This window comes from Pseudomonas sp. ASL4 (assembly GCF_056680395.1).
On sequence record NZ_CM155280.1, the window covers coordinates 3989331 to 4008724 of the forward strand.

Sequence of the window (19394 nt, forward strand, 5' to 3'; positions counted from 1 at the left end):
TCGCGATGACGGCGGCACATCCAACATCAATGTCTTTAGACAGACCGCTATCGCGAGCAAGCCCGCTCCCACAGGGGATGGGGTGTTTATCGAGAGTCTGCGGCCAAACCCAATCTAATGTGGGAGCGGGCTTGCTCGCGAAGGCGTCGGCACATCTAACATGGATGTAGCAGACAGACCACTATCGAGAGCAAGCTCGCTCCCACAGGGGGATTCGGTGTTTAGTGCAGTGCTTTGGCCAACGGCAACCGCGCCATGTGCTGGGCCTTCAACGATCCGAAATACAACCAGTCCCCATACTCGCGCACGGTGGTAATCGGCGAGTAATTGCCGTTGCTGGCATCCTGCAAATTGGCGATCACTTTACCGTCCAGATCCAGGCCCAGCGCAAACGCGCGTTTCTCCACCGGTTTGGGCAGCACGGACAACGCCCGCACAATCATTTTGCGAATAAACGGATGCGGTGCCGTGGCATCCAGCAGTTTGTTGCGCGGGGCATACAGCGCCACCCAGAAACGGTCGTGGCCATTGAACGCCAAGTTGTCCGGCAACCCCGGCAAATTGTCGATGAACAGATCATGCGTCCCGGCTTTCGGCCCGGTCAGCCAATAGCGACTGATGCGATAAGCACCGGTTTCGTTGACCAGCACAAAGGCATCGTCCGGCCCGAGGGTGACGCCGTTGGCGAACTCCAGTTTGTCCAGCAACAGGCTGGTCTTGCCAGTCTGAAAGTCATACCGCAGCAAACGACCATCCCCGCCGTGCTCAATGATCGCCTCGCCATCCTTGCCGTAGCCCCAACGACTCGTCGCGTCACTGAAGTAGGCATAGTGTCCGGACTTGTCGATGGCTACGTCATCGATAAAGCCGAAGGGCACGCCATTGGCGAGGGTGGTCAACGGAGTCAGCCGCCCCTGAGCATCGAGGGACAACAAACCCTTGACCCCGTCGGCGATCACCAACAAACCATTGGGGTGCCGGGCCAGGCCCAATGGTCGGCCACCTGTGTTGGTCAGCACCTTGGTGACTTTGCCATCGAGGCTGGTACGGATCACCCGGCCGTCGTGCAAGCCGGTGATCAGCTCATTACCTTCCAGCAGCAATGCCTCCGGCCCGTCGATGTCCGCGGCGCCCACGCGCTCCACGACTTCAAGCTTCTGATTGTCGGCATACACGCCACCGGCCAGGGACGGCGCCGGTGCAGGGTTCCAGGCCACCGGTTGAACCTTGGTCGGCATCAGCAGCAAGAAGGCAACAATGACGACAATGAGCAGCAACACAAACCGCAAGAACGCTCTCACACGCTGGCTCCTGCCGGGGCCAGGTGCTGTTGCGCCATGTCACGCAACGCAAGCATCGACGCCGCCGACTCATGCTCGATCCGCCGCTTGAGCAGCAGTTGATTGACGATGCGCATCCCCAAACCGCTGAACTGGTAGTCCAGGGTCCGAACAAACCGCGTACCGTCACCCAACGCCTCGCACTCGTAAGTCACCACCAGCGACAGACCATGATCGCCCCGGGCCTGAGCGCTCCAGCGGCGTCCCGGCAAATACTCCTCGACCTCCCAGCGCAGGTGGCCGTCGCGCCCGCCGGCGCGGATGTCTTCCTCGAAGCGCGACCCGGCATGCAGCGGGCCAGCCTGGCCATCGACCTTGAGCGACGACGGATGCCACTCCGGCCAACGGGTCACGGTGCTGGCATAGGCGAGCACGGCAATCGGATTGCCGGGAATGTCGATCTGATGCTGCATGCGGGTCATGGGCGTTCTCGTCGGGTGCGGGTTGGCGTGCTCCGGTTCCCAGTACAGGGTGCCGAACAAGTGGTCCATCAGCGGAAAAACGATATTGAAGTTGCGCTCCTGCATCAGCTCGCGGCGGTGATGCAACTCGTGCAGGTGGCGCATCTGGCGAATCCACGGCAGCCGCGTAACGGGGTTGCGCGGCGGCAAATGCTCGCAGGCGTGAAACACTTCATAGGTGAGGTAACCCAGGACCATGCAGCCACCGAACAGCCCGGCGACGTTGGTATTGAACCGTGAAATCAGCCACCAGACGGGCAGGGTGATGACCACCGTGTGCACTACGATCAGCCAGGCCGGAAACAGAATCACCCGCCAGTCCCGCGCGCTGTCATAGGTCATGTGGCCGGGAGCGAAAAAGCTGTGGTGATCGCCGGCGTGCCGGGCGTAGAACATCCGGGCGAAGCTTTTCTTGTGGTGCCCGAGGTGACGGTGCACCACGTACACGCCGAAGTTGAAAAACAACAGCGTCAGCGGCACCGCCAGCCATTCCAGCGGCTGGACCTGCTGCACGGTGCGCCAGAACCCGCCGATGGCCAGGATGCCGAACAACAGCACAAAAGCCCCGTGCAGCCACGGGTTATAGAGTCGATGAATGTCGGCACGGTATCGGGAGCGGAATGCCTGGGTGGTTTGCCTCACTGCAATCACCTGTGATGGTTGTTATCACAGCAGATTAGCCGATCCGGCCGGGCAGGCCGGTCCAACCTTGAGGACACAAACGCCATGCTCCGGTGCAAAAGCGGCCTCTCGATGTGCTCAGCCCAACGGGTTCCAGCGCTGGGACCAGTCATCGTCGATCTTGATCACTTCGCGCAGCAGGTCGAAGGCCTGTTGCAGGGTCGCCGAATCGCGGTCCCGGGAGTAAACCAGGTAGGTCGGGTAACTGAACTCCGGAGCCTTGGCCACGGCCTCCAGCACACCGCTTTCCAGGTAACTCTTGACCACGCGAGTACGGAAATAACCGCTGCCGCCATGCTCCAGCAGGTACTGCAAGGCCAGCGGTCCGAGGTTGAAGCTCAACGCAGCCTTGGCCTTTTCCGGCAGGGCGGCGTCGTGTTGACGACGGAAGTCCGGGCCCCAGTCGATGTATACGTACGGATCGGGTTTGCCGGCCAAACGCACGAGGATCAGTTTTTCTTCCAGCACCTGCTCCACTTGCAGGCGCGGCCAGTATTCGGGCTGGTAGACCAGCGCCGCGTCGAGCACGCCCAGTTCCAGTTGACGCAGCAGGTGTTCGCCGTCGCGGATGTCCATGCGCAGGGCGTGGCTGGGGATCTTCTCCCGCAACTCGGCGGCCCAACTGAGCATCAGCGGATTGCACAAACTGACTTCGCCACCGATGTGCAGCACGTCGCGGTAGCCTTCGGGCAGCGGCAGGTCGCGACGGGCGGCTTCCCAGGTCTGCACCAGTTGATTGGCGTAGACCACGAAGGCCTCGCCGTTCGGGGTCAGACGGGCGCCGGCGCGGTTGCGCACGAACAGCGTGCTGCCCAATTGGCTTTCGAGCTTCTGCACCCGGGCGGTGATCGCGGTTTGGGTCACGTGGAGTTTTTCCGCGGCGGCGGCGAGGCTGCCGTGGCGGACGATTTCCAGGAAGGTGCGGGCGAGGTCGATGTCCATGGGGTGGCCGAAGCGGTAGGTGCCGGCATTGTAAGAGCAGCCACGGCGTTCGCCTACCTTGATGACTGTACTCGATCCTGTGGCGAGGGACCTTGCTGTGGCGAGGGGGCTTGCCCCCGTTCGGCTGCGCAGCAGTCGTAAAATCGATACAACTCGGTCTATCAAAAAAGAGGGGCCGCTTCGCGACCCAGCGGGGGCAAGTCCCCTCGCCACAGGTTCGATGGGGTCTGCAGATACCGTGGATTTCCAAAGTGTCAGAGTTTTCACATTACCCTCCGACCGTGCGCACTACACTGCAACCGTCTCCCGCCTCCAACGGACCACCTCATGACGGCAAAACCCGCAGCCAACATCCTCGCCACCCCTGAAGGCCAGCGCTTGGCCGGCAGCGAGGCTCAGGACTGGCGCGAGTGGGGGCCTTACTTGAGCGAACGCCAATGGGGCACGGTGCGCGAGGACTACAGCAGCGATGGCGACGCCTGGCGTTATTTTCCTCACGAGCATGCCCGCAGCCGCGCCTATCGCTGGGGCGAGGATGGCCTCGCGGGGTTTAGCGACAAGGCCCAGCATTGGTGTCTCGGCTTGGGCTTATGGAACGAGCGCGACCCGATTCTCAAGGAGCGTCTGTTCGGCCTGAACAACAGCGAAGGCAACCACGGCGAAGACGTCAAGGAACTGTATTTCTTCGTCGATGGCGTGCCGAGCCATGCCTACATGCGCATGCTCTACAAATACCCGCAGGCCGAATTCCCCTACGCGGACCTGGTGACCGAGAACGCCCGGCGAGGCCTGGCCGACGCCGAATACGAAATCCTCGACACCGGTGTGTTCGAAGATGACCGCTATTTCGACGTGACCGTGGAGTACGCCAAGCACACCCCCGACGATGTCTTCATGCGTGTCACCGTGCACAACCGTTCCGATCAACCGGCGCGTTTGCAGGTGTTGCCGCAGTTGTGGGCGCGCAACACCTGGAGCTGGGTCGCCGACGGGCAAAAGCCGAGCCTGACTCTTGACGGTAAACAGGTCATGGCCAGCCATCCTCTACTGCCTGATCGACAGGTCACGGCTTGGGGGGAGGCCGATTGCGAATGGCTGTTCTGCGAAAACGAAAGCAACTTTCCCAAACTCGATGCTGTGCCGGCGAGCGGCCCGTTCAAGGACGGGATCAACGATTTTATTGTCGATGGCGCCGCCGGCGCGGTGCGTCATGACAGCGGAACGAAGGTCGCCGCGCATTTCATCCTGACCTTCGACGCCGACCAAAGTCGCAGCGTGTTCCTGCGATTTGCTCCGGCCGGTTCCCCGCAAATCAACGCCCGAACCTTGTTCGAACTTCGCCGGGCCGAAGCCGATGGCTTTTACGCCGCCCTGCAAACCGAGATCAAAGACGCCGACGCGCGTAACGTTCAACGTCAGGCCCTGGCTGGGTTGCTCTGGTCGAAACAGCTGTATTACTTCGACGTCAATCAGTGGCTCGACGGTGATCCGACGCAACCCGCACCGCCGCCCGAACGCACGCACATTCGCAACACCCATTGGCGGCACCTGTCGAATTTTGACATCGTTTCCATGCCCGACACCTGGGAATACCCGTGGTACGCCTCGTGGGATCTGGGCTTTCAAGCGGTGGCGTTTGCGCTGATTGATCCGGGGTTCGCCAAGCATCAATTGTTGTTGCTGGTCAAAGACCGCTTCATGCACCCCAACGGCCAGTTGCCGGCCTACGAATGGCGCTTCGATGACGCCAACCCGCCGGTGCATGCTTGGGCCTGTTGGCGGGTGTATCAGCAGGACCGGGCGCTAACCGGCGTCGGTGATATGGATTTCCTTGAGCGAATCTTCCACAAGCTGCTGCTGAATTTTTCCTGGTGGGTCAACCGCAAGGACGCCGAGGGCCGCAACCTGTTCCAGGGTGGTTTTCTCGGGCTCGACAACATCGCGTTGTTCGACCGCTCGGCGCTGCTGCCGCCCGGTTACCAACTCGATCAGGCCGACGGCACGGCGTGGGTCGCCGCCTATGCGCTGGACCTGATGCGCATCGCCCTGGAACTGGCCAAGCGCAACAGCGTGTACGTCGACATCGCGGTGAAGTTCTTCGAGCATTTCCTCTATATCGCCGGGGCGATCAACAAAATCGATTCCGACGCTGAAGGCTTGTGGGATGAGCAGGACCAGTTTTTCTACGACGTGCTGCACCGCCCGGACGGCGTCAACGAACCGCTGCGGTTGCGTTCGATTGTCGGCCTGATGCCGCTGTTCGCCGTGCAGGTGCTGGAGCAGCACGAACACGAAGGCTTGCCGGGTTTGCGCGAGCGTTTGCTCGGGTTCATGCGCCATCGTCCGGACCTGGCCAGCCTGGTGTCGCGCTGGACCGAACCCGGTGAAGGCAATCGCATGTTGCTGGCGCTGTTGCGGGGTGAACGGACCAAGGACTTGCTCAAACGCATGCTCGACGAAAGCGAGTTTCTCTCGCCGTTCGGCATTCGGTCCCTGTCCAAGGCCTTCGCGGAGCAACCCTTCGGCATCCGCATAAACGGTGACAGTTTGTGCGCCCGTTATGAACCGGCGGAATCCGAGTCGCGGCTGTACGGCGGCAACTCCAACTGGCGCGGGCCAGTGTGGATGCCGATCAACTACATGCTGATCGAATCGTTGCGCGAGTTTCACCGTTACTACGACCAGAACTTCTCGGTGGAATACCCTACGGGCTCGGGGTTTCTGGCGTCGCTGGAAGAGGTTGCGGACAGCTTGAGCCAGCGGCTGACCAAGCTGTTTCTAAGGGACGAAGAGGGCAAACGGCCGTCGATGGCCGCATATGCGCAGTTGCAGGCTGACCCGGCGAGTCGCGACCTGGTGCTGTTCCATGAATATTTTCATGGCGAGACCGGGCGTGGTTTGGGGGCCAGCCATCAGACCGGGTGGAGTGCGTTGGTGGCGCTGCTTTTACAACCCTGACTCCGCGTCATCGTTCATCGCGAGCAAGCCCGCTCCCACAGGGTTTTACGTTGTCTGCACAGATTGTGTGAACACCACAAATCTACTGTGGGAGCGGGCTTGCTCGCGAAGAGGCCCTAGCAGGCGCCAACTATTACCCGGCTAATTCAACCTCCCGAACCCGCGCCCACGCCGCCACCAACCGCGACGGCGTCCCACACGCCTTGCGCTTGAACACAAAATTACGGCACTTCTCAGCAAACTGTTTACGGTTCTGCACCATGTCCAGGTGCATCTCTTCCAGCTCCGCATTCCGGCAATGCTGCATCAGTTGCGTATCGCTGCGACCCTTGCGCGCGCGAACCTCGGCATACGCCGGATCACTCAACGCCCCATTGGCCCGTTGCAACAACCACAGACCGAACTCATCCGGACACCGCGGGCCGATTTCCTGGACCATGCCCATTTGCAACGCCTGGGTCGCGCTCACTGGCAGGCATTCTTCGGTGAGTTTTTCCGCCATGGCCTGGCCGACGGCGCGGGGCAGGCTGTAGGTCCAGTATTCGGAGCCGTACAAACCCATGGTTTTGTAGTGCGGGTTGAGCACGATTTCAGCGCGGGCGAACACAATGTCGGCGGCCAACCCCAGCATCACACCACCGGCCCCGGCACTGCCGGTCAGGCCGCTGATCACCAGTTGCCGGGCCGTGAGCAGTTCCTGACAGACGTCATCGATGGCCTGAATATTCGCCCAGGCCTCCAGCCCCGGCACCTCGGCGGCCTGAATCACATTCAAGTGCACGCCATTGGAAAAACTGCCGCGGCCACCCTTGATCAGCAACACCCGCGTGTCCCGAGCCTTGGCCCAGCGCAGCGCCTCCACCAACCGCTGGCACTGTTCGGTGCTCATGGCGCCGTTGTAGAACTCGAAGGTCAGCTCGCCGACCTGCCCGGATTCTCGATAACTGATCGGTTGATAGGCTTCGATGTTGAAAGGGTTGGACGCAATCGACCAGTCGAGGGTCGGCACTTCCCGCAGTTGCTGCGCGAGCACATGCCGGGCCGGGCGCTTGAAGGTTTCTTCGCCAGGCAGCGGCTTGCGGCGCAGCGAGCCAATCCACAGGCTGGCATCACCAGTCGCCACCAGCACCGCGTCGTCATGCACCGCGAGAATTTCCCCCGGCGTCCCGCTGCGCGCATCCAGATGGGCGTCATACAGGTAGTACTGACCGCCGGCCAGGCTGGCCAGCACCCCCGGTTGACCGTCCGCAGCGTCGATGCTGCGTTTGATAAAGCGCGAGCAGTCGTGCCAGCTAAAGGTTCGGTCGGCTTGTTTCATGTTCGGCTGCAAGCGACCCCGCACTGGGTGTCGGGTTTCATCCAGCGGCACCGGTACGAATCCTGCGATGAATTTTTCAACGACTTCGCGGATGCACAGGATCGCCGCATCGCTGACCCGTCCGTTGTACAGCTCGGATTTGCGCAGGCCTTGGGGCAGGTTGAATTCGCACGTGGCCCAGACCGGCCCGGCGTCCATCTCTTCAACGGCTTGCAGCGCGGTGACGCCCCAGCGTTCCAGCTCATGGGTGATCGCCCAGTCCAGGGCACTGGCGCCACGATCACCGACAATCCCCGGATGGATGATCACCACCGGGCGCTTAAGGTTGCTCCACAGCTGTTGCGGCACCCGGTCCTTGAGGAACGGGCAGATCACCAGATCCGCGCCGGAGTGTTCAATCTGTTCGCACACCGCGTCTTCGTCGGTAAACAGCACCACGCTGGGCGAATGACCGGCCTGACGCAACTCCAGCCAGGCCCGCTGGGTCAGGCCGTTGAATGCCGATGCCAGCACAATGATCTTCAGTGAACGCATGATTGCCTCTTCCTTGAGAATGGTCAGCCGCGGCTCCCAATGAGCCGTCCCTGGCTTTCGATGGAAGCGCGATAGTAGAGACTGAAGGCGGTGGGACAACTGACCGGGATCAACGCTTGTGTCAGCGAGTGTTTCATCCCGATGAATGCTGCTTATTCCTGCTGGTTAGCAGATCCTTATTTTTTATTACTTCAAATGTATCAAACGCTGTTGCACAGTCGCTCCCCTAATCCAGAGCCGGACGATCCCGGCAGAACCAGTGATTTTCGAAGCGGGTCGGACCCGTTTCATGAGGGAGCAAGGCATGGGTGGACATCAGAACCCTCATTACCCGTTGATCGGGCAAATGTTCCAAAAGGACTACCAGTGGCTGTGCACCTCCGTCAGCCGCACGCTCGGTTGCTATCACAGCGCCCAGGACATTGCCTCGGAAACGTTTTTGCGGGTGTTGGCGTTGCCCGACCCGCTGGCCATTCGCGAGCCTCGGGCACTGCTGACCACCATCGCCCGGCGCCTGGTGTATGAAGGCTGGCGTCGGCAAGATCTGGAGCGCGCCTACCTCGAAAGCCTGGCCCTCGCGCCGGCGCTGGTGCATCCGTCGCCTGAGGAACGTGTGTTGGTGATCGAGGCATTGCTGGCGGTGGATCGCTTGCTCAATGGGTTGTCGGCCAAGGCCAAATCCGCGTTTCTTTACCATCAACTCGACGGCCTGACGTACAGCGAAATCGGCGAACGCCTCGGGGTGTCCACCAGTCGCGTGCAGCAATACATGGCGGATGCGTTCACGCGTTGCTATCAGGCGATGGCGCAGATATGAGCTTGCCGAGGCCGGACGAGGCGGTGGTCGATGAAGCGGCGCAGTGGATGGCGTTGCTGCAATCGGGGGACGTCAGCGCGCAGGAGCGCGAGGCATTTGAGGCCTGGCGTGGGGCTGATGCCCGGCACCGATTGGTGATCGAGCAAATGAGCGGCGGGTTGAACGTGCTGCGCAGCAATGCCTTGCGCGGTTTGCCCAGCCAAAGCCTGTTGCACAGCCTGAATGCACCTTCCAGTCGCCGGCGATTTGTCACCGGCAGCTTGAGCCTGTTGGGGCTGGCCGTGGCCGCCGGTTTGCTCGGGCGGCGTTATGGGCTGTTGCCCGAGACGGGGGCGTTGTACACCGGCACTGGCGAGCGCCGGGACTTCACCCTCGACGACGGCAGCGCCCTGACGCTCAATGCCCGTAGCCGGGTGATCAGCCGCTTTGATGCCAACCAGCGCTTGTTGGAGTTGCGTGACGGCGAGTTGCTGGTGGACGTGGCCAAGGACCCGGCGCGACCGTTTGTGGTGGAGACCGAGCACGGTCGCATGCGCGCCTTGGGCACCCGGTTTCTGGTGCAGCGTGGCGATGACTCGACCCGGTTGGTGATGTTGCATTCGCAGGTTGAAGTGGTGACACGCGGCGGAGCGCGGCAAGTGGTCGAGGCGGGGGAAAGTTTGCTTTTTGATGAGCAAAACATCTTGGCGCTGGAGCGTACCAAGGGGCATGAGATTGCCTGGACTCAGGGCCGACTGGAAGTCCGCGACCGGCCGTTGAGCGAGGTGATCGACAGCCTGCGCGGGTATCGACGCGGGATTCTGCGCCTCAGTCCGGACGTCGCCGGGTTGCGTTTGAGCGGGATCTATCCACTGGACGACAGCGACCGGACCTTGCAGTTGCTGGAGCATTCGTTGCCGATTCGGGTGATCTACCACAGCACTTACTGGGTCAGCATCGAACACCTGTAGGAGTGGTCTTATGATGTTCGTTATAACGCCATAACTTCTTGGCCTATCCGCTTCCCTATAAAAATCGACACGCCACTGCTCATTCCCTGCATACGTCTTCAACAGGGAAGCCCTTCGATGTTCTCACTCAAACAACAATTACCGCGCCTGACGCTGGCCGCCGCGCTGGCGCTCGGCATCTGTCCTTCACTGTCATGGGCACAGGATTCGTCCAGCCACGTGTTCACTTTCGACATCGCCAACGGGCCACTGGATGAAGTGTTGCTGGACATCTCGCGGCAGACCGGCGTACCGATTTCCTTCAGTCAGAACCTGGTGCAAGGCAAGCGTAGCGCGGCGATTCGCGGCACATTGGGCAGCCAGCAAGCGGTGGAAAAGGCCTTGCAGGGCAGCGGCCTGGAAGTCGATCACAGCGAACAAGGTTTGACGGTGCATCAGGCCAGCGCCACGGCGAAAGTCACAGCGGTTGCGCCGGCCAGCAATGCCGATTACCGCATGGAAAAGGTTACCGTCACCGGTTCGCGCATCGCCCGCGCGCAGTCCGACGGCGCCACGCCGGTCAACGTGATCACCCACGAAGAAATGGAAGCCCGAGGCTACAAAAACGTCTACGACGCCTTGGCCACCCAGACGCAAAACACCGGCATGACCCAGGGCGAAGACTACGGCAACACCTGGCAACCGGCTGCCAGTGCGCTGAATTTAAGAGGCCTCGGGCCCAATCATACGTTGGTGTTGATCAACGGCCGGCGCGTCGCCGATTACCCGACGCCGTATGACGGCAAGGTCAACTTCACCAACCTGGCGAACATTCCTTCGGCAATCATCGAGCGTATCGAAATCCTCAGCAGCGGCGCCTCGGCGATCTACGGTTCCGATGCGATTGCCGGGGTGGTCAACATCATCCTCAAGAAGCAAATGAACGGCATCGACGTCAACCTCAAGGGCGGCACCACTGAGCGCGGCGGTGGTGACAATCAACGCCTGCAACTCAGCGGCGGTGGCAGTTGGGGGGATTTCGACGGTTTGTTTGGCCTGGAACTGACCAATCGCGACCCGATCTGGGCCGAAGATCGCGGCTTTATGCAGAGCAGTCCGTTGGCCGACGTTGGTTATCGCCGCGACTTGAGCGGCGGTAAATACCTCGGGCCGGGTTGCGGCGCTTACCAAGGGGTGTTCGACAACAAACTAACCAACAGCGGCGGCCGTTGCCATACCGATCAGGTCTACAACGACTACTGGACCATCCAGACTCAAAAAGAAAACTACGACGGCTACACCCGTGGCACCTGGCATTTCAACGACAACGGCCAGGTGTTCGCCGACTTGATGTACGGCCTCGACCACATCCAGAACAACACCCGTGGCCCGACCTTCACCTCGCCGGATTTCATCAACCAGAACAGCGGCAACCTCGAACGCTGGTACCGGCGTTTCGGCGAAGAGGAAATCGGCGGGCGCACCAGCAACAACAGCAAATGGCGCGACACCTCGTGGACCGGCACCCTCGGCCTCTCGGACAAAATCGCCAACAGCAACTGGAGCTACGAACTGGCGGCCAACCGCTCGGAATACCGCAGTGTGCGCACCACCCGGTACACGCCGCTGTCGACGATTCGCGATTTCTACCTAGGGCCGCAACTGGGCGAGCAGGGCGGTTACCCGGTGTTCGCCCCCGACGCCTCGCGCCTCGACCGGCCACTGACGCCACAAGAGTGGGACCAGTTTCGCGGCAATCTGACCCAGAGCAGCAAGTCGGTGTCCCAGAGCTACAACGCCTCGATCAATGGCGAGTTGTTTGACTTGCCTGCCGGGCCGGTGGGCTTCGCCGGGATTCTGGAGGCTGGCAAACAGGAATATCACGTCGATACGGATGACGCGCTCAACGACGGTACGTTCTACGGCGTTACGCCATCCCAGAGTTCCGGCGGCTCGCGCAAACGTTATGCGGCGGGCGGCGAGTTCAGCATTCCGGTGACGGACAGCGTGCTGGCCACGGCGGCCGGACGCTGGGATCAATACAAGTTCAGCGGCCGCACCGAGCAGCAAAAGACCTACAACCTCGGCCTGGAATGGCGCCCGCTCACCAGCCTGTTAGTGCGCGGCAGCTATGGCACCAGTTTCCGTGCGCCGGACCTCAACTACATCTATCAGTCCGACAGCAACGGCTACTACCCGGCGCAGATCGACTACTACGGTTGCAGTAAAGGCGTGGAGGGCGCTTGTGATCGGGGCCGGGTCGATTACACCCAAAGCGGCACGCCTGATCTCAAGTCGGAACAAGGCAAGTCGTGGACCTATGGTTTTGTCTGGTCGCCGTCACGCAACTTCGATTTCTCCACTGATTTTTGGCGGGTGGAGATCGATGATCTGCTGACCACGGTCGATGAAAACCGCTTACTGCAAGATGAAAACGCCTGCCGAAATGGCACTCAGGACATCAACTCCTCCAGTTGCCAGGCGACGTTGGCGCGGATTGACCGCAACCCGGCGAACGCGGCGATTGATCCGAACCAGTTGAACAAGGTGAACGTAAACGCGATCAACGCCGCCAGCGAGCGAGTCAGTGGGTTGGACTTCAAGAGCAACATTCGCTGGGGCGCGGGGCAGTACGGTGCCTTCAGTTCGGCGTTGGGTTACACGCTGGTGCTGTCGCACTTCTATAAGGAATCCGACGATGCGCCGACCCAAGACCTGCGGACCTCACGGAGCAACTTCGACTGGCGCAGCAAGGTCAACGCCAGCCTGACCTGGGAATATCAGAAAGCGACGGCGACGTTGATGGGCATTCGTTATGGCAGCGTCACCAATGGCGCGGGGGATGGGCGCTTATCGCCGTGGACGGTGTTCAATGCCAGTGCGCGCTACAAACTCAATGACCGGGCCAGTGTCGGGTTGACGGTGAACAACGTGCTGAACCAGATCAAACAAGACGATTCGGCAGGCTGGCCGTATTACCCGACCGGCAACTATGACCCCTATGGACGGCAGTGGTGGCTGGATGTGAGTTATCACTTCGGGAGCTGAGTGAACACTCAAGAACACCGCAACCCCCTGTGGGAGCGGGCTTGCTCCCACATTGGGTCATGGTGATGTTGATGACTATGTTTCAGACGAAAACGATTTCATAGGGCAAGCGAATCCGCTCCAGCAGTACCCGGGGCAGCAGTGGTGGGATGCCGATGGCCGGTTCGCCGTCGAGTTGGCTGGCGTAGGCGTGGGTGGCGTGGCTTTTGCGGGCGACGGTCCAGGTGTCGAGCCGCACCTTGCGGGCCCGGTGCCAGGGGATCAGCCCTTGGTCGCGGTTGGACCAGTGCCAGGCCCAGACTGGCATTTCGTTGAACGCCACCCCCGCAATCGCCGCCGCCCTGGCCGTGGCCCGGCCGACGGCGTCATGGTCATCGATGCCGTCTTCGCGCCAAGTGCTGAACACCACGTCGCCAGGTCGCAGGTAACGCGCAATGTAGTGGGCCAATTGTTGTTCGCGTTCGGCCAGGGCGTTATCAGCGAAGCCGCCGCGAATCCATTTCAGGCTGTGCATCGGCAGCCCGAGGCGGCGCAAAGCTTCGACACTTTCCTGTGGGCGGAACACGCTCAAGCGTTTCTCCGACCACTGCTGCGAGCCCGGATGGCTGGCGCTGCCGTCGGTAATCGAGATCAATTGCAAGGGATGGCCGAGGGAGGACAACAATTGCAGCAAGCCGCCGCACATGACCACTTCGTCGCCGGGATGCGGGGCGACCACCACGGCGCGCGCGCCTTCGGGAACCAGGGACTGGGTGTTGATGACCGGGATATTGTCCAGTTGCGCCGCGTTATTCCAGATCTGTGCAGGGGCGCTGCTTTCGCTGATGAAGACCGATTTCATGGGGTCACGTCCTTGTTCTGTCTCGCCCTCAGTCGTGCACAACGCTTGTTGATCAAGCCTGGCAGACCCGTGAAGGCTGGTTGATGGCAAACTGCGGCGCTCCGAACCCTGGATTGCTGCGAGCAGAGTATTGCTCATACAGCGCTATTCGTCGCCTCGCTGTTTCATCTGATCCGGTTTTTTTAGTCAATCTGTACCATGTTCCGCAAAAAATCACCGAAACCACCCCGTGCCCGACTGTCCAGGCGGGCGCTGGTCAGCACTTGCGGCCCATGGCTCCAGGCGATGTTCGCGCCACACCGTTCCAGTTGCCGGACCAGTTGCACGTCTTCATCGCAGGCCAATGGTTCGAACCCGCCAGCGCGCTGATACGCCTCGGCGCTGATGCCCAGATTGGCGCCATGGATATGTCGATGGCCATCGCGGGCCTGATAACCCTGGTGATAGCGAATCTGTGCCGCTTCATCGAACGCGGCGTTCCACTGATCCACCGTCACTGTGCCGCACACCGCGTCGGCACCTAGGTCCAGTTGCGCAACCAGCCAGTCCTTGGCGACCCGGCTGTCGGCGTCGGAGCAGGAAATCCAGCGCACACCGCGTTCCAGCAGAAACCGCGCACCGGCGGCCCGGGCCTGACCAACATTGCGCGCCTCGATCGCCAGGCTGTGCACCGGGTAACGGTCGACAATCGCCGAGGAGCGGTCGGTGCAACTGTCGAGCACCACCAGCACCAGTACCGTCTCACCCGCCAATCGCTCATGACACGCGGCGCGCAGGGCGGCGCGGATGCATTCCTCGATCAAGTCTTCTTCGTTGTGCGCCGGGATCAGAATACCAATCATCGCAAGCCCTCCAGAGCCGCCACGGAGCGCGGTTCGCGGCTCCACAGTTCGAGCAGGAAATCCGCTTCCTGGTGCAGGACCAGGCGCGGCAAGTGCAAGTGTTCGTGGAGCAGGTCATGGACCTGGCGGGCGTTCAGCGGGCAGCCGTCGATGGGCGGGCGCCAGTGGCAGGCAAGCAGTTGGCCGTCAGCCGTCAGTGACTGTTCAGCCTTGATGATCAGGTGTTTCAGGTCGTCGGCGTCCAGGTAATAGCCGATCTCACTGAGGACAATCAGGTCGAATTTCTCTTCGGGCCAGTCCGCTGGTAAACGGCTTTGGCGGATTTCTGCGTGGTCGAACGGACTCAACCGCGTGCGCGCCAGTCCCACGGCTGCGGCGGCGGTGTCGCAACACAATAGGCGGTCGCAGCGACTGGCCAGTTCCGCGCTCAATTCACCGTTGGCGCAGCCCGGCTCGAAGATCGCGCGGTAACGGGGCCGGGGCAGGGCGGCGAGGGTGATCGCGCGTTTGCGTTGTTCGTACCAGCGTTGGCGAAACGCCCAGGGATCATCGTTGCCGGCGTACAAACCGTCGAAATAACGATCCTCGACGCTCATACAAACACCACTTCGAACGGTTGCAGCAAGCGATCCAGCACGTAGGGCGCGAGCACCGGCGGCAGGCCGACCCGCGGATCGCCCTCCAACTGACTGGCGAAGGCGTGAATCGCGTGGCGCTTGCGGGCAACCAGGTGCGGATCGAGCAGAATCTTGCGGGCGCGATGCCAGGGCACAAAGCTGTCTTCCGGGGCTGCCCAGTGCCAGGTCCAGACCGGTAATTCATACAGGGTTGCACCGACCCGTTTTGCCGCGTCGGCACTGGCGCGCCCCACGGCTTCATGATCGCAATGGCCGTCCTCGCGCCACGTGGTGAAAACCACGTCGTTGGGCCGCAAGTGACGCTCGATGAACGCGCCAAGTTCTTCTTCCCGCGCCGCCACTTGGCTATCCGCGAAGCCTGCGCGCAGCCATTTCAAGCTGTGCAGCGGCAAGCCGAGTCGGTGCAGGGCCTCGGCCGATTCCTGCGGACGCACGGCACTCAGGCGCTCCACGGACCAACGACGGGAACCGGGGTGACTGGCACTGCCATCGGTCACCGAGATCAGTTGCAACGGCCGGTCAGCGGCGGCGAGCAATTGCAGGAAACCACCGCAGCCGAGGACTTCGTCGTCCGGGTGCGGGGCGATGATCACGGCGCGGGAGCCTTCGGGCACCAGCTCGAGAATGTCGATCACCGGCAATTGCGCCAGATGATGGGAGGTTTGCCACAGGTGCAGGGGCGTGCCCTGGCCGACGATAGGGTTGGTTTTCATAGCGTCCATGCCTCGTTGATGACTTTCAAACCGAGGGCGGCGAGATCCCGTTCGGCATGGCTTTGACGTAGGAACACCGGCAGATCGGCGATCAGTTGGGCGAACTGCCGGTCCTTGCAATAGGGGCCGGCGCCGAGGGCGTGGCCGACGTGTTGGATCACAAGTTCGGTGCTGTGCTCGACGACGGAACGGGCGCGACGGGCCAGAAGTTCTGCATCGTCCAGCGGCGCCGCATCAATGGCCAGCGCGCTAACCCGTAGCACTTCGGCAGCGGCATGTAAGGCGCTGTCCACCGCCCCGAGATGCGCCAAGGCATGCGGTTCCTGGCGTTGCGCGCAGTGGCGGCGCAAGCGTTCGGCGATGCTCTGGGCGGCGCCGTACCAGCAGGCGGCAATCCCGATTCCGCCTTGCCAGAAACCCGGTCGCTGCAAGTAATCGCCAGGGTTGCCGATGGCTTGCGCCTCGGCGCCTTCAAACAACACTTCGACGCTACCGGTGGCGCCCATGCCCACCGCTAGCCAGCCGTCAGGGGTGACGTTCACACCCGGTTGATCCAGCGCCACCGCGACCAATTGCTGCCGATCCTGATCATCCCACGCCGTGAGCAGGGCATGGCTGAGCACCGCGGCGCCCGAACACCAGGCTTTACGCCCGTTGAGCAGCACCATGTGTCCCGACGGACTGACCCGAACCCTGGCTTGCGGTGGTTCGGCGGCCCACATGCCCCAGGTGCTGCCGGGCGTCGGCGAGCCACCGAGTTGCTGGATGATCGCCAGCGCGTCGGTATGGCCCTCGTACAACTTGCACAACCCAAGGTCGTGGCCACCGACCTCGGCCAGCCGCTGAAAGCGTTCCAGCGTCTGGCCGTTTCCCGGCAGCGGCAGCTGATCGAGACCAGCCTCCACCAACGCCTGCAAGCAGCGGCCTAGCGCCTGAGTGTCGGCGTAGTGCGGTGGCGATTGTTGGAGAAACGCTTGAAGGTCCATTTCACTCTTCTTCCTCATGCTGCAATTCGAACAGCAGCAGCGAGCGGCCGGTAACCGAATATTCATGGCCGAACTCGAAGCGCTCCTGACCGCGAATCGACGGTTGATTGGTGTCGATCATGCAGGTCCAGAAACCGCCGTCCGGCACTTCCGGCAAGGTGAAATTGACGATGTCGTGGTGCGCATTGACCACTAGCAGCAAGGTCGCATCGCCACCCTTGCGGCGGATACCGGTTTCCTGAGCGCGACCATCGAGCAGCATGCCAAGGCAGCGACCGTGGCCTTCCTGCCATTGTTCAATGGACATCTCGCTGCCATCCGGGGCCAGCCAGGTGACATCTTTTACACCGATGTCCTCGTTGTAATTGCCCACCAGGAACCGCCCACGACGCAGGATCGGGTAGGTCAGGCGCAACTTGATCAGGCGTTTGACGAACTTGAGCAACGCCTTGCCGTCATCGCTCAGGTCCCAGTTGACCCAACCGATCTCGCTGTCCTGGCAATAGGCGTTGTTGTTGCCTTCCTGGGTGCGGGCGAATTCGTCGCCGGCTACCAACATCGGTGTGCCTTGGGACAGCAGCAGCGTGGCGAAGAAGTTGCGCATCTGCCGTTGGCGCAGTGCGTTGATCTCAGGATCATCAGTCGGGCCTTCGACACCGTGGTTCCAGGACAGGTTGTTGTTGCTGCCGTCCTGGTTGTTTTCGTCGTTGGCTTCGTTGTGTTTGTCGTTGTACGACACCAGGTCGTTGAGGGTGAAACCGTCGTGGGCGGTGATGAAATTCAACGACGAATATGGACGCCGTCCGCGCTGGTTGAACATCTCGCCGGAGGCGGTCATGCGACTGGCGAAGTCCGCCAATTGGCCGTCATCGCCTTTCCAGAACGCGCGCACGGTGTCGCGGAACTTGTCGTTCCACTCGACCCAGCCCGGCGGAAATCCACCGACCTGATAACCGCCGGGGCCGCAGTCCCAGGGCTCGGCAATCATTTTCACCTGACGCAAGACCGGGTCCTGGCGACAGGCAACGAGGAAGCTGTGGCGCTCGTCGAAACCGTCGTGGTAACGCCCGAGAATGGTCGCCAAGTCGAAGCGGAAGCCGTCCACGTGCATTTCCGTGGCCCAGTAGCGCAGCGAGTCGGTGACCATTTGCAGCACGCACGGGTGACTCAAATCCAGGGTGTTGCCGGTGCCGGAATCGTTGATGTAGAAGCGCTTGTCGTCGGGCTGCAAGCGGTAGTAAGAGGCGTTGTCGATGCCGCGCATCGACAGGGTCGGGCCTTGTTCGTTGCCCTCGGCGGTGTGGTTGTAGACCACGTCGAGGATCACTTCCAGATTCGCTTCGTGCAGGTGCGCGACCATCTCCTTGAACTCGGCGATCTTGCCGCTGGCCAGGTAGCGCGGGTCGGGGGCGAAGAAGGCGATGCTGTTGTAGCCCCAGTAATTGGTCATGCCTTTGTGCAATAGGTGCTGGTCGTTGACGAACGCGTGGATCGGTAGCAATTCCACGGTCGACACGCCGAGCTTGCGGATGTGTTCGAGCAGGTCATCGACCATCAACCCGGCGAAGGTGCCACGCACGTTCTCGGGGACGGAGGGATGACGCATGCTGATGCCGCGCACGTGAGTCTCATAAATGATTGTTTTGTCCCACGGCACGCTGACCCGATGATCGTGGCCCCAGGTGTGGGCCGGGTCGATGACTTTGCATTTCGGCACAAACGGTGCGCTGTCCCGTTCATCGAAACTGAGGTCGGCGTCGGGGTGGCCGATGGTGTAGCCGAACAGCGCTTCGGACCATTTCAACTGGCCGACCAATTGTTTGGCGTAGGGATCGATGAGCAATTTGTTGTGGTTGAAGCGATGGCCGTTGGCCGGGTCATACGCGCCGTAGACCCGGTAGCCGTAGATCAGCCCCGGATGCGCGTCCGGCAGGTAGCCGTGGTAGATCTCGTCGGTGTATTCCGGCAGCTCGATGCGCTCCAGTTCCACTTCACCGGCATCGTCGAAGATGCACAGTTCGACCTTGGTGGCGTTGGCGGAAAACAGTGCGAAGTTGACTCCCAGGCCATCCCAGGTCGCGCCCAGCGGGAAGGGCAAGCCTTCACGGATTCGCGAGGCCTCGGCGTGAGGCTCTGGCGCGGCTTTCTTTGGACTGGTCATAGATGCTCCTGCAAATGGGGGAAACGAATACGAGTGGTGCTACGCAATCCTGTAGGAGTGGGCTTGCTCGCGAAAGCGGTGTTCCAGGCCCTGAATTTGCGTCAGGTGTACCGGCCTCTTCGCGAGCAAGCCCGCTCCCACATGGAGTGCGGTGTTCTTTTTTCAGGGCGAGCGCGCCCACGGTG

At 61.5% G+C, this 19394-nt stretch carries 14 protein-coding genes; 4 read left to right on the forward strand and 10 right to left on the reverse strand.

Translation table 11 applies throughout. The features are described from left to right. Window positions 1-221: 221 nt before the first annotated feature. The 3 genes from AC1MEW_RS17985 to AC1MEW_RS17995 all read right to left on the reverse strand — a co-directional run bounded on the left by AC1MEW_RS17985 (window position 222) and on the right by AC1MEW_RS17995 (window position 3424). Window positions 222-1238 (reverse strand): SMP-30/gluconolactonase/LRE family protein, encoded by a 1017-nt coding sequence (locus AC1MEW_RS17985; RefSeq protein WP_480427280.1) that lies wholly within the window; start codon window positions 1236-1238, stop codon window positions 222-224. A gap of 59 nt (window positions 1239-1297) precedes the next feature. Then, window positions 1298-2443 (reverse strand): sterol desaturase/SRPBCC family protein, encoded by a 1146-nt coding sequence (locus AC1MEW_RS17990; protein WP_480423058.1) that lies wholly within the window; start codon window positions 2441-2443, stop codon window positions 1298-1300. 117 nt (window positions 2444-2560) lie between these two features. After that, window positions 2561-3424 (reverse strand): LysR family transcriptional regulator, encoded by an 864-nt coding sequence (locus tag AC1MEW_RS17995; RefSeq protein ID WP_201203217.1) that lies wholly within the window; start codon window positions 3422-3424, stop codon window positions 2561-2563. 327 nt (window positions 3425-3751) lie between these two features. Here AC1MEW_RS17995 and AC1MEW_RS18000 point away from each other — a divergent pair, with 327 nt between their 5' ends. Next, on the forward strand, window positions 3752-6382 hold the full coding sequence (locus tag AC1MEW_RS18000; RefSeq protein WP_480423061.1) for an MGH1-like glycoside hydrolase domain-containing protein: 2631 nt from the start codon (window positions 3752-3754) through the stop codon (window positions 6380-6382). 133 nt (window positions 6383-6515) lie between these two features. Here AC1MEW_RS18000 and AC1MEW_RS18005 read toward each other — a convergent pair whose 3' ends face one another. Then, a complete protein-coding gene (locus tag AC1MEW_RS18005; protein ID WP_480423062.1) occupies window positions 6516-8234 on the reverse strand; it encodes a hydrogenase maturation protein in 1719 nt (572 codons plus the stop codon). 304 nt (window positions 8235-8538) lie between these two features. Between AC1MEW_RS18005 and AC1MEW_RS18010 the strand changes: the two genes are divergently transcribed. The 3 genes from AC1MEW_RS18010 to AC1MEW_RS18020 all read left to right on the forward strand — a co-directional run bounded on the left by AC1MEW_RS18010 (window position 8539) and on the right by AC1MEW_RS18020 (window position 13028). Beyond that, window positions 8539-9051 (forward strand): sigma-70 family RNA polymerase sigma factor, encoded by a 513-nt coding sequence (locus AC1MEW_RS18010; RefSeq protein ID WP_480423063.1) that lies wholly within the window; start codon window positions 8539-8541, stop codon window positions 9049-9051. Beyond that, window positions 9048-10001, forward strand: coding sequence for a FecR domain-containing protein (locus AC1MEW_RS18015; protein ID WP_201256312.1), 954 nt, complete (start codon window positions 9048-9050; stop codon window positions 9999-10001). Before AC1MEW_RS18010 ends, AC1MEW_RS18015 begins: the two co-directional genes overlap by 4 nt. Window positions 10002-10118: 117 nt before the next feature. After that, window positions 10119-13028, forward strand: coding sequence for a TonB-dependent receptor domain-containing protein (locus tag AC1MEW_RS18020; RefSeq protein ID WP_480423064.1), 2910 nt, complete (start codon window positions 10119-10121; stop codon window positions 13026-13028). A gap of 82 nt (window positions 13029-13110) precedes the next feature. Here the strand turns inward: AC1MEW_RS18020 and AC1MEW_RS18025 are convergent, their stop codons facing one another. The 6 genes from AC1MEW_RS18025 to glgX form a co-directional block, all read right to left on the reverse strand. Next, window positions 13111-13869 carry a PIG-L deacetylase family protein gene (locus tag AC1MEW_RS18025; RefSeq protein ID WP_201256310.1) on the reverse strand — a complete coding sequence of 253 codons (759 nt, stop codon included), beginning with the start codon at window positions 13867-13869 and terminating at the stop codon, window positions 13111-13113. A 182-nt stretch (window positions 13870-14051) separates the two neighbouring features. Then, on the reverse strand, window positions 14052-14711 hold the full coding sequence (locus tag AC1MEW_RS18030) for a glycosyltransferase family 2 protein (RefSeq protein WP_201204076.1): 660 nt from the start codon (window positions 14709-14711) through the stop codon (window positions 14052-14054). Then, window positions 14708-15307: an SAM-dependent methyltransferase gene (locus tag AC1MEW_RS18035; RefSeq protein ID WP_201256309.1), complete on the reverse strand. Its 600-nt coding sequence runs from the start codon at window positions 15305-15307 to the stop codon at window positions 14708-14710. Before AC1MEW_RS18035 ends, AC1MEW_RS18030 begins: the two co-directional genes overlap by 4 nt. Then, window positions 15304-16062, reverse strand: a complete 759-nt coding sequence (locus tag AC1MEW_RS18040; RefSeq protein WP_201256308.1) for a PIG-L deacetylase family protein — start codon at window positions 16060-16062, stop codon at window positions 15304-15306. Before AC1MEW_RS18040 ends, AC1MEW_RS18035 begins: the two co-directional genes overlap by 4 nt. Continuing rightward, window positions 16059-17048, reverse strand: a complete 990-nt coding sequence (locus tag AC1MEW_RS18045) for an acyl-CoA dehydrogenase (RefSeq protein ID WP_480423065.1) — start codon at window positions 17046-17048, stop codon at window positions 16059-16061. The genes AC1MEW_RS18040 and AC1MEW_RS18045 overlap by 4 nt, the downstream gene beginning before the upstream one ends. A 1-nt stretch (window position 17049) precedes the next feature. Next, complete coding sequence (glgX, locus tag AC1MEW_RS18050; protein ID WP_480423067.1) at window positions 17050-19209, reverse strand: glycogen debranching protein GlgX; 2160 nt, start codon at window positions 19207-19209, stop codon at window positions 17050-17052. Window positions 19210-19394: the final 185 nt, after the last annotated feature.

Bases quoted from the DNA above. Each gene is read 5' to 3' on its own strand.
- AC1MEW_RS17985 (WP_480427280.1), bottom strand. From the start codon at position 1,238: ATGCCGACCAAGGTTCAACCGGTGGCCTGGAACCCTGCACCGGCGCCG.
- AC1MEW_RS17995 (WP_201203217.1), bottom strand. From the start codon at position 3,424: ATGGACATCGACCTCGCCCGCACCTTCCTGGAAATCGTCCGCCACGGC.
- AC1MEW_RS18000 (WP_480423061.1), top strand. From the start codon at position 3,752: ATGACGGCAAAACCCGCAGCCAACATCCTCGCCACCCCTGAAGGCCAG.
- AC1MEW_RS18005 (WP_480423062.1), bottom strand. From the start codon at position 8,234: ATGCGTTCACTGAAGATCATTGTGCTGGCATCGGCATTCAACGGCCTG.
- AC1MEW_RS18010 (WP_480423063.1), top strand. From the start codon at position 8,539: ATGGGTGGACATCAGAACCCTCATTACCCGTTGATCGGGCAAATGTTC.
- AC1MEW_RS18015 (WP_201256312.1), top strand. From the start codon at position 9,048: ATGAGCTTGCCGAGGCCGGACGAGGCGGTGGTCGATGAAGCGGCGCAG.
- AC1MEW_RS18020 (WP_480423064.1), top strand. From the start codon at position 10,119: ATGTTCTCACTCAAACAACAATTACCGCGCCTGACGCTGGCCGCCGCG.
- AC1MEW_RS18025 (WP_201256310.1), bottom strand. From the start codon at position 13,869: ATGAAATCGGTCTTCATCAGCGAAAGCAGCGCCCCTGCACAGATCTGG.
- AC1MEW_RS18030 (WP_201204076.1), bottom strand. From the start codon at position 14,711: ATGATTGGTATTCTGATCCCGGCGCACAACGAAGAAGACTTGATCGAG.
- AC1MEW_RS18035 (WP_201256309.1), bottom strand. From the start codon at position 15,307: ATGAGCGTCGAGGATCGTTATTTCGACGGTTTGTACGCCGGCAACGAT.
- AC1MEW_RS18040 (WP_201256308.1), bottom strand. From the start codon at position 16,062: ATGAAAACCAACCCTATCGTCGGCCAGGGCACGCCCCTGCACCTGTGG.
- AC1MEW_RS18045 (WP_480423065.1), bottom strand. From the start codon at position 17,048: ATGGACCTTCAAGCGTTTCTCCAACAATCGCCACCGCACTACGCCGAC.
- glgX (WP_480423067.1), bottom strand. From the start codon at position 19,209: ATGACCAGTCCAAAGAAAGCCGCGCCAGAGCCTCACGCCGAGGCCTCG.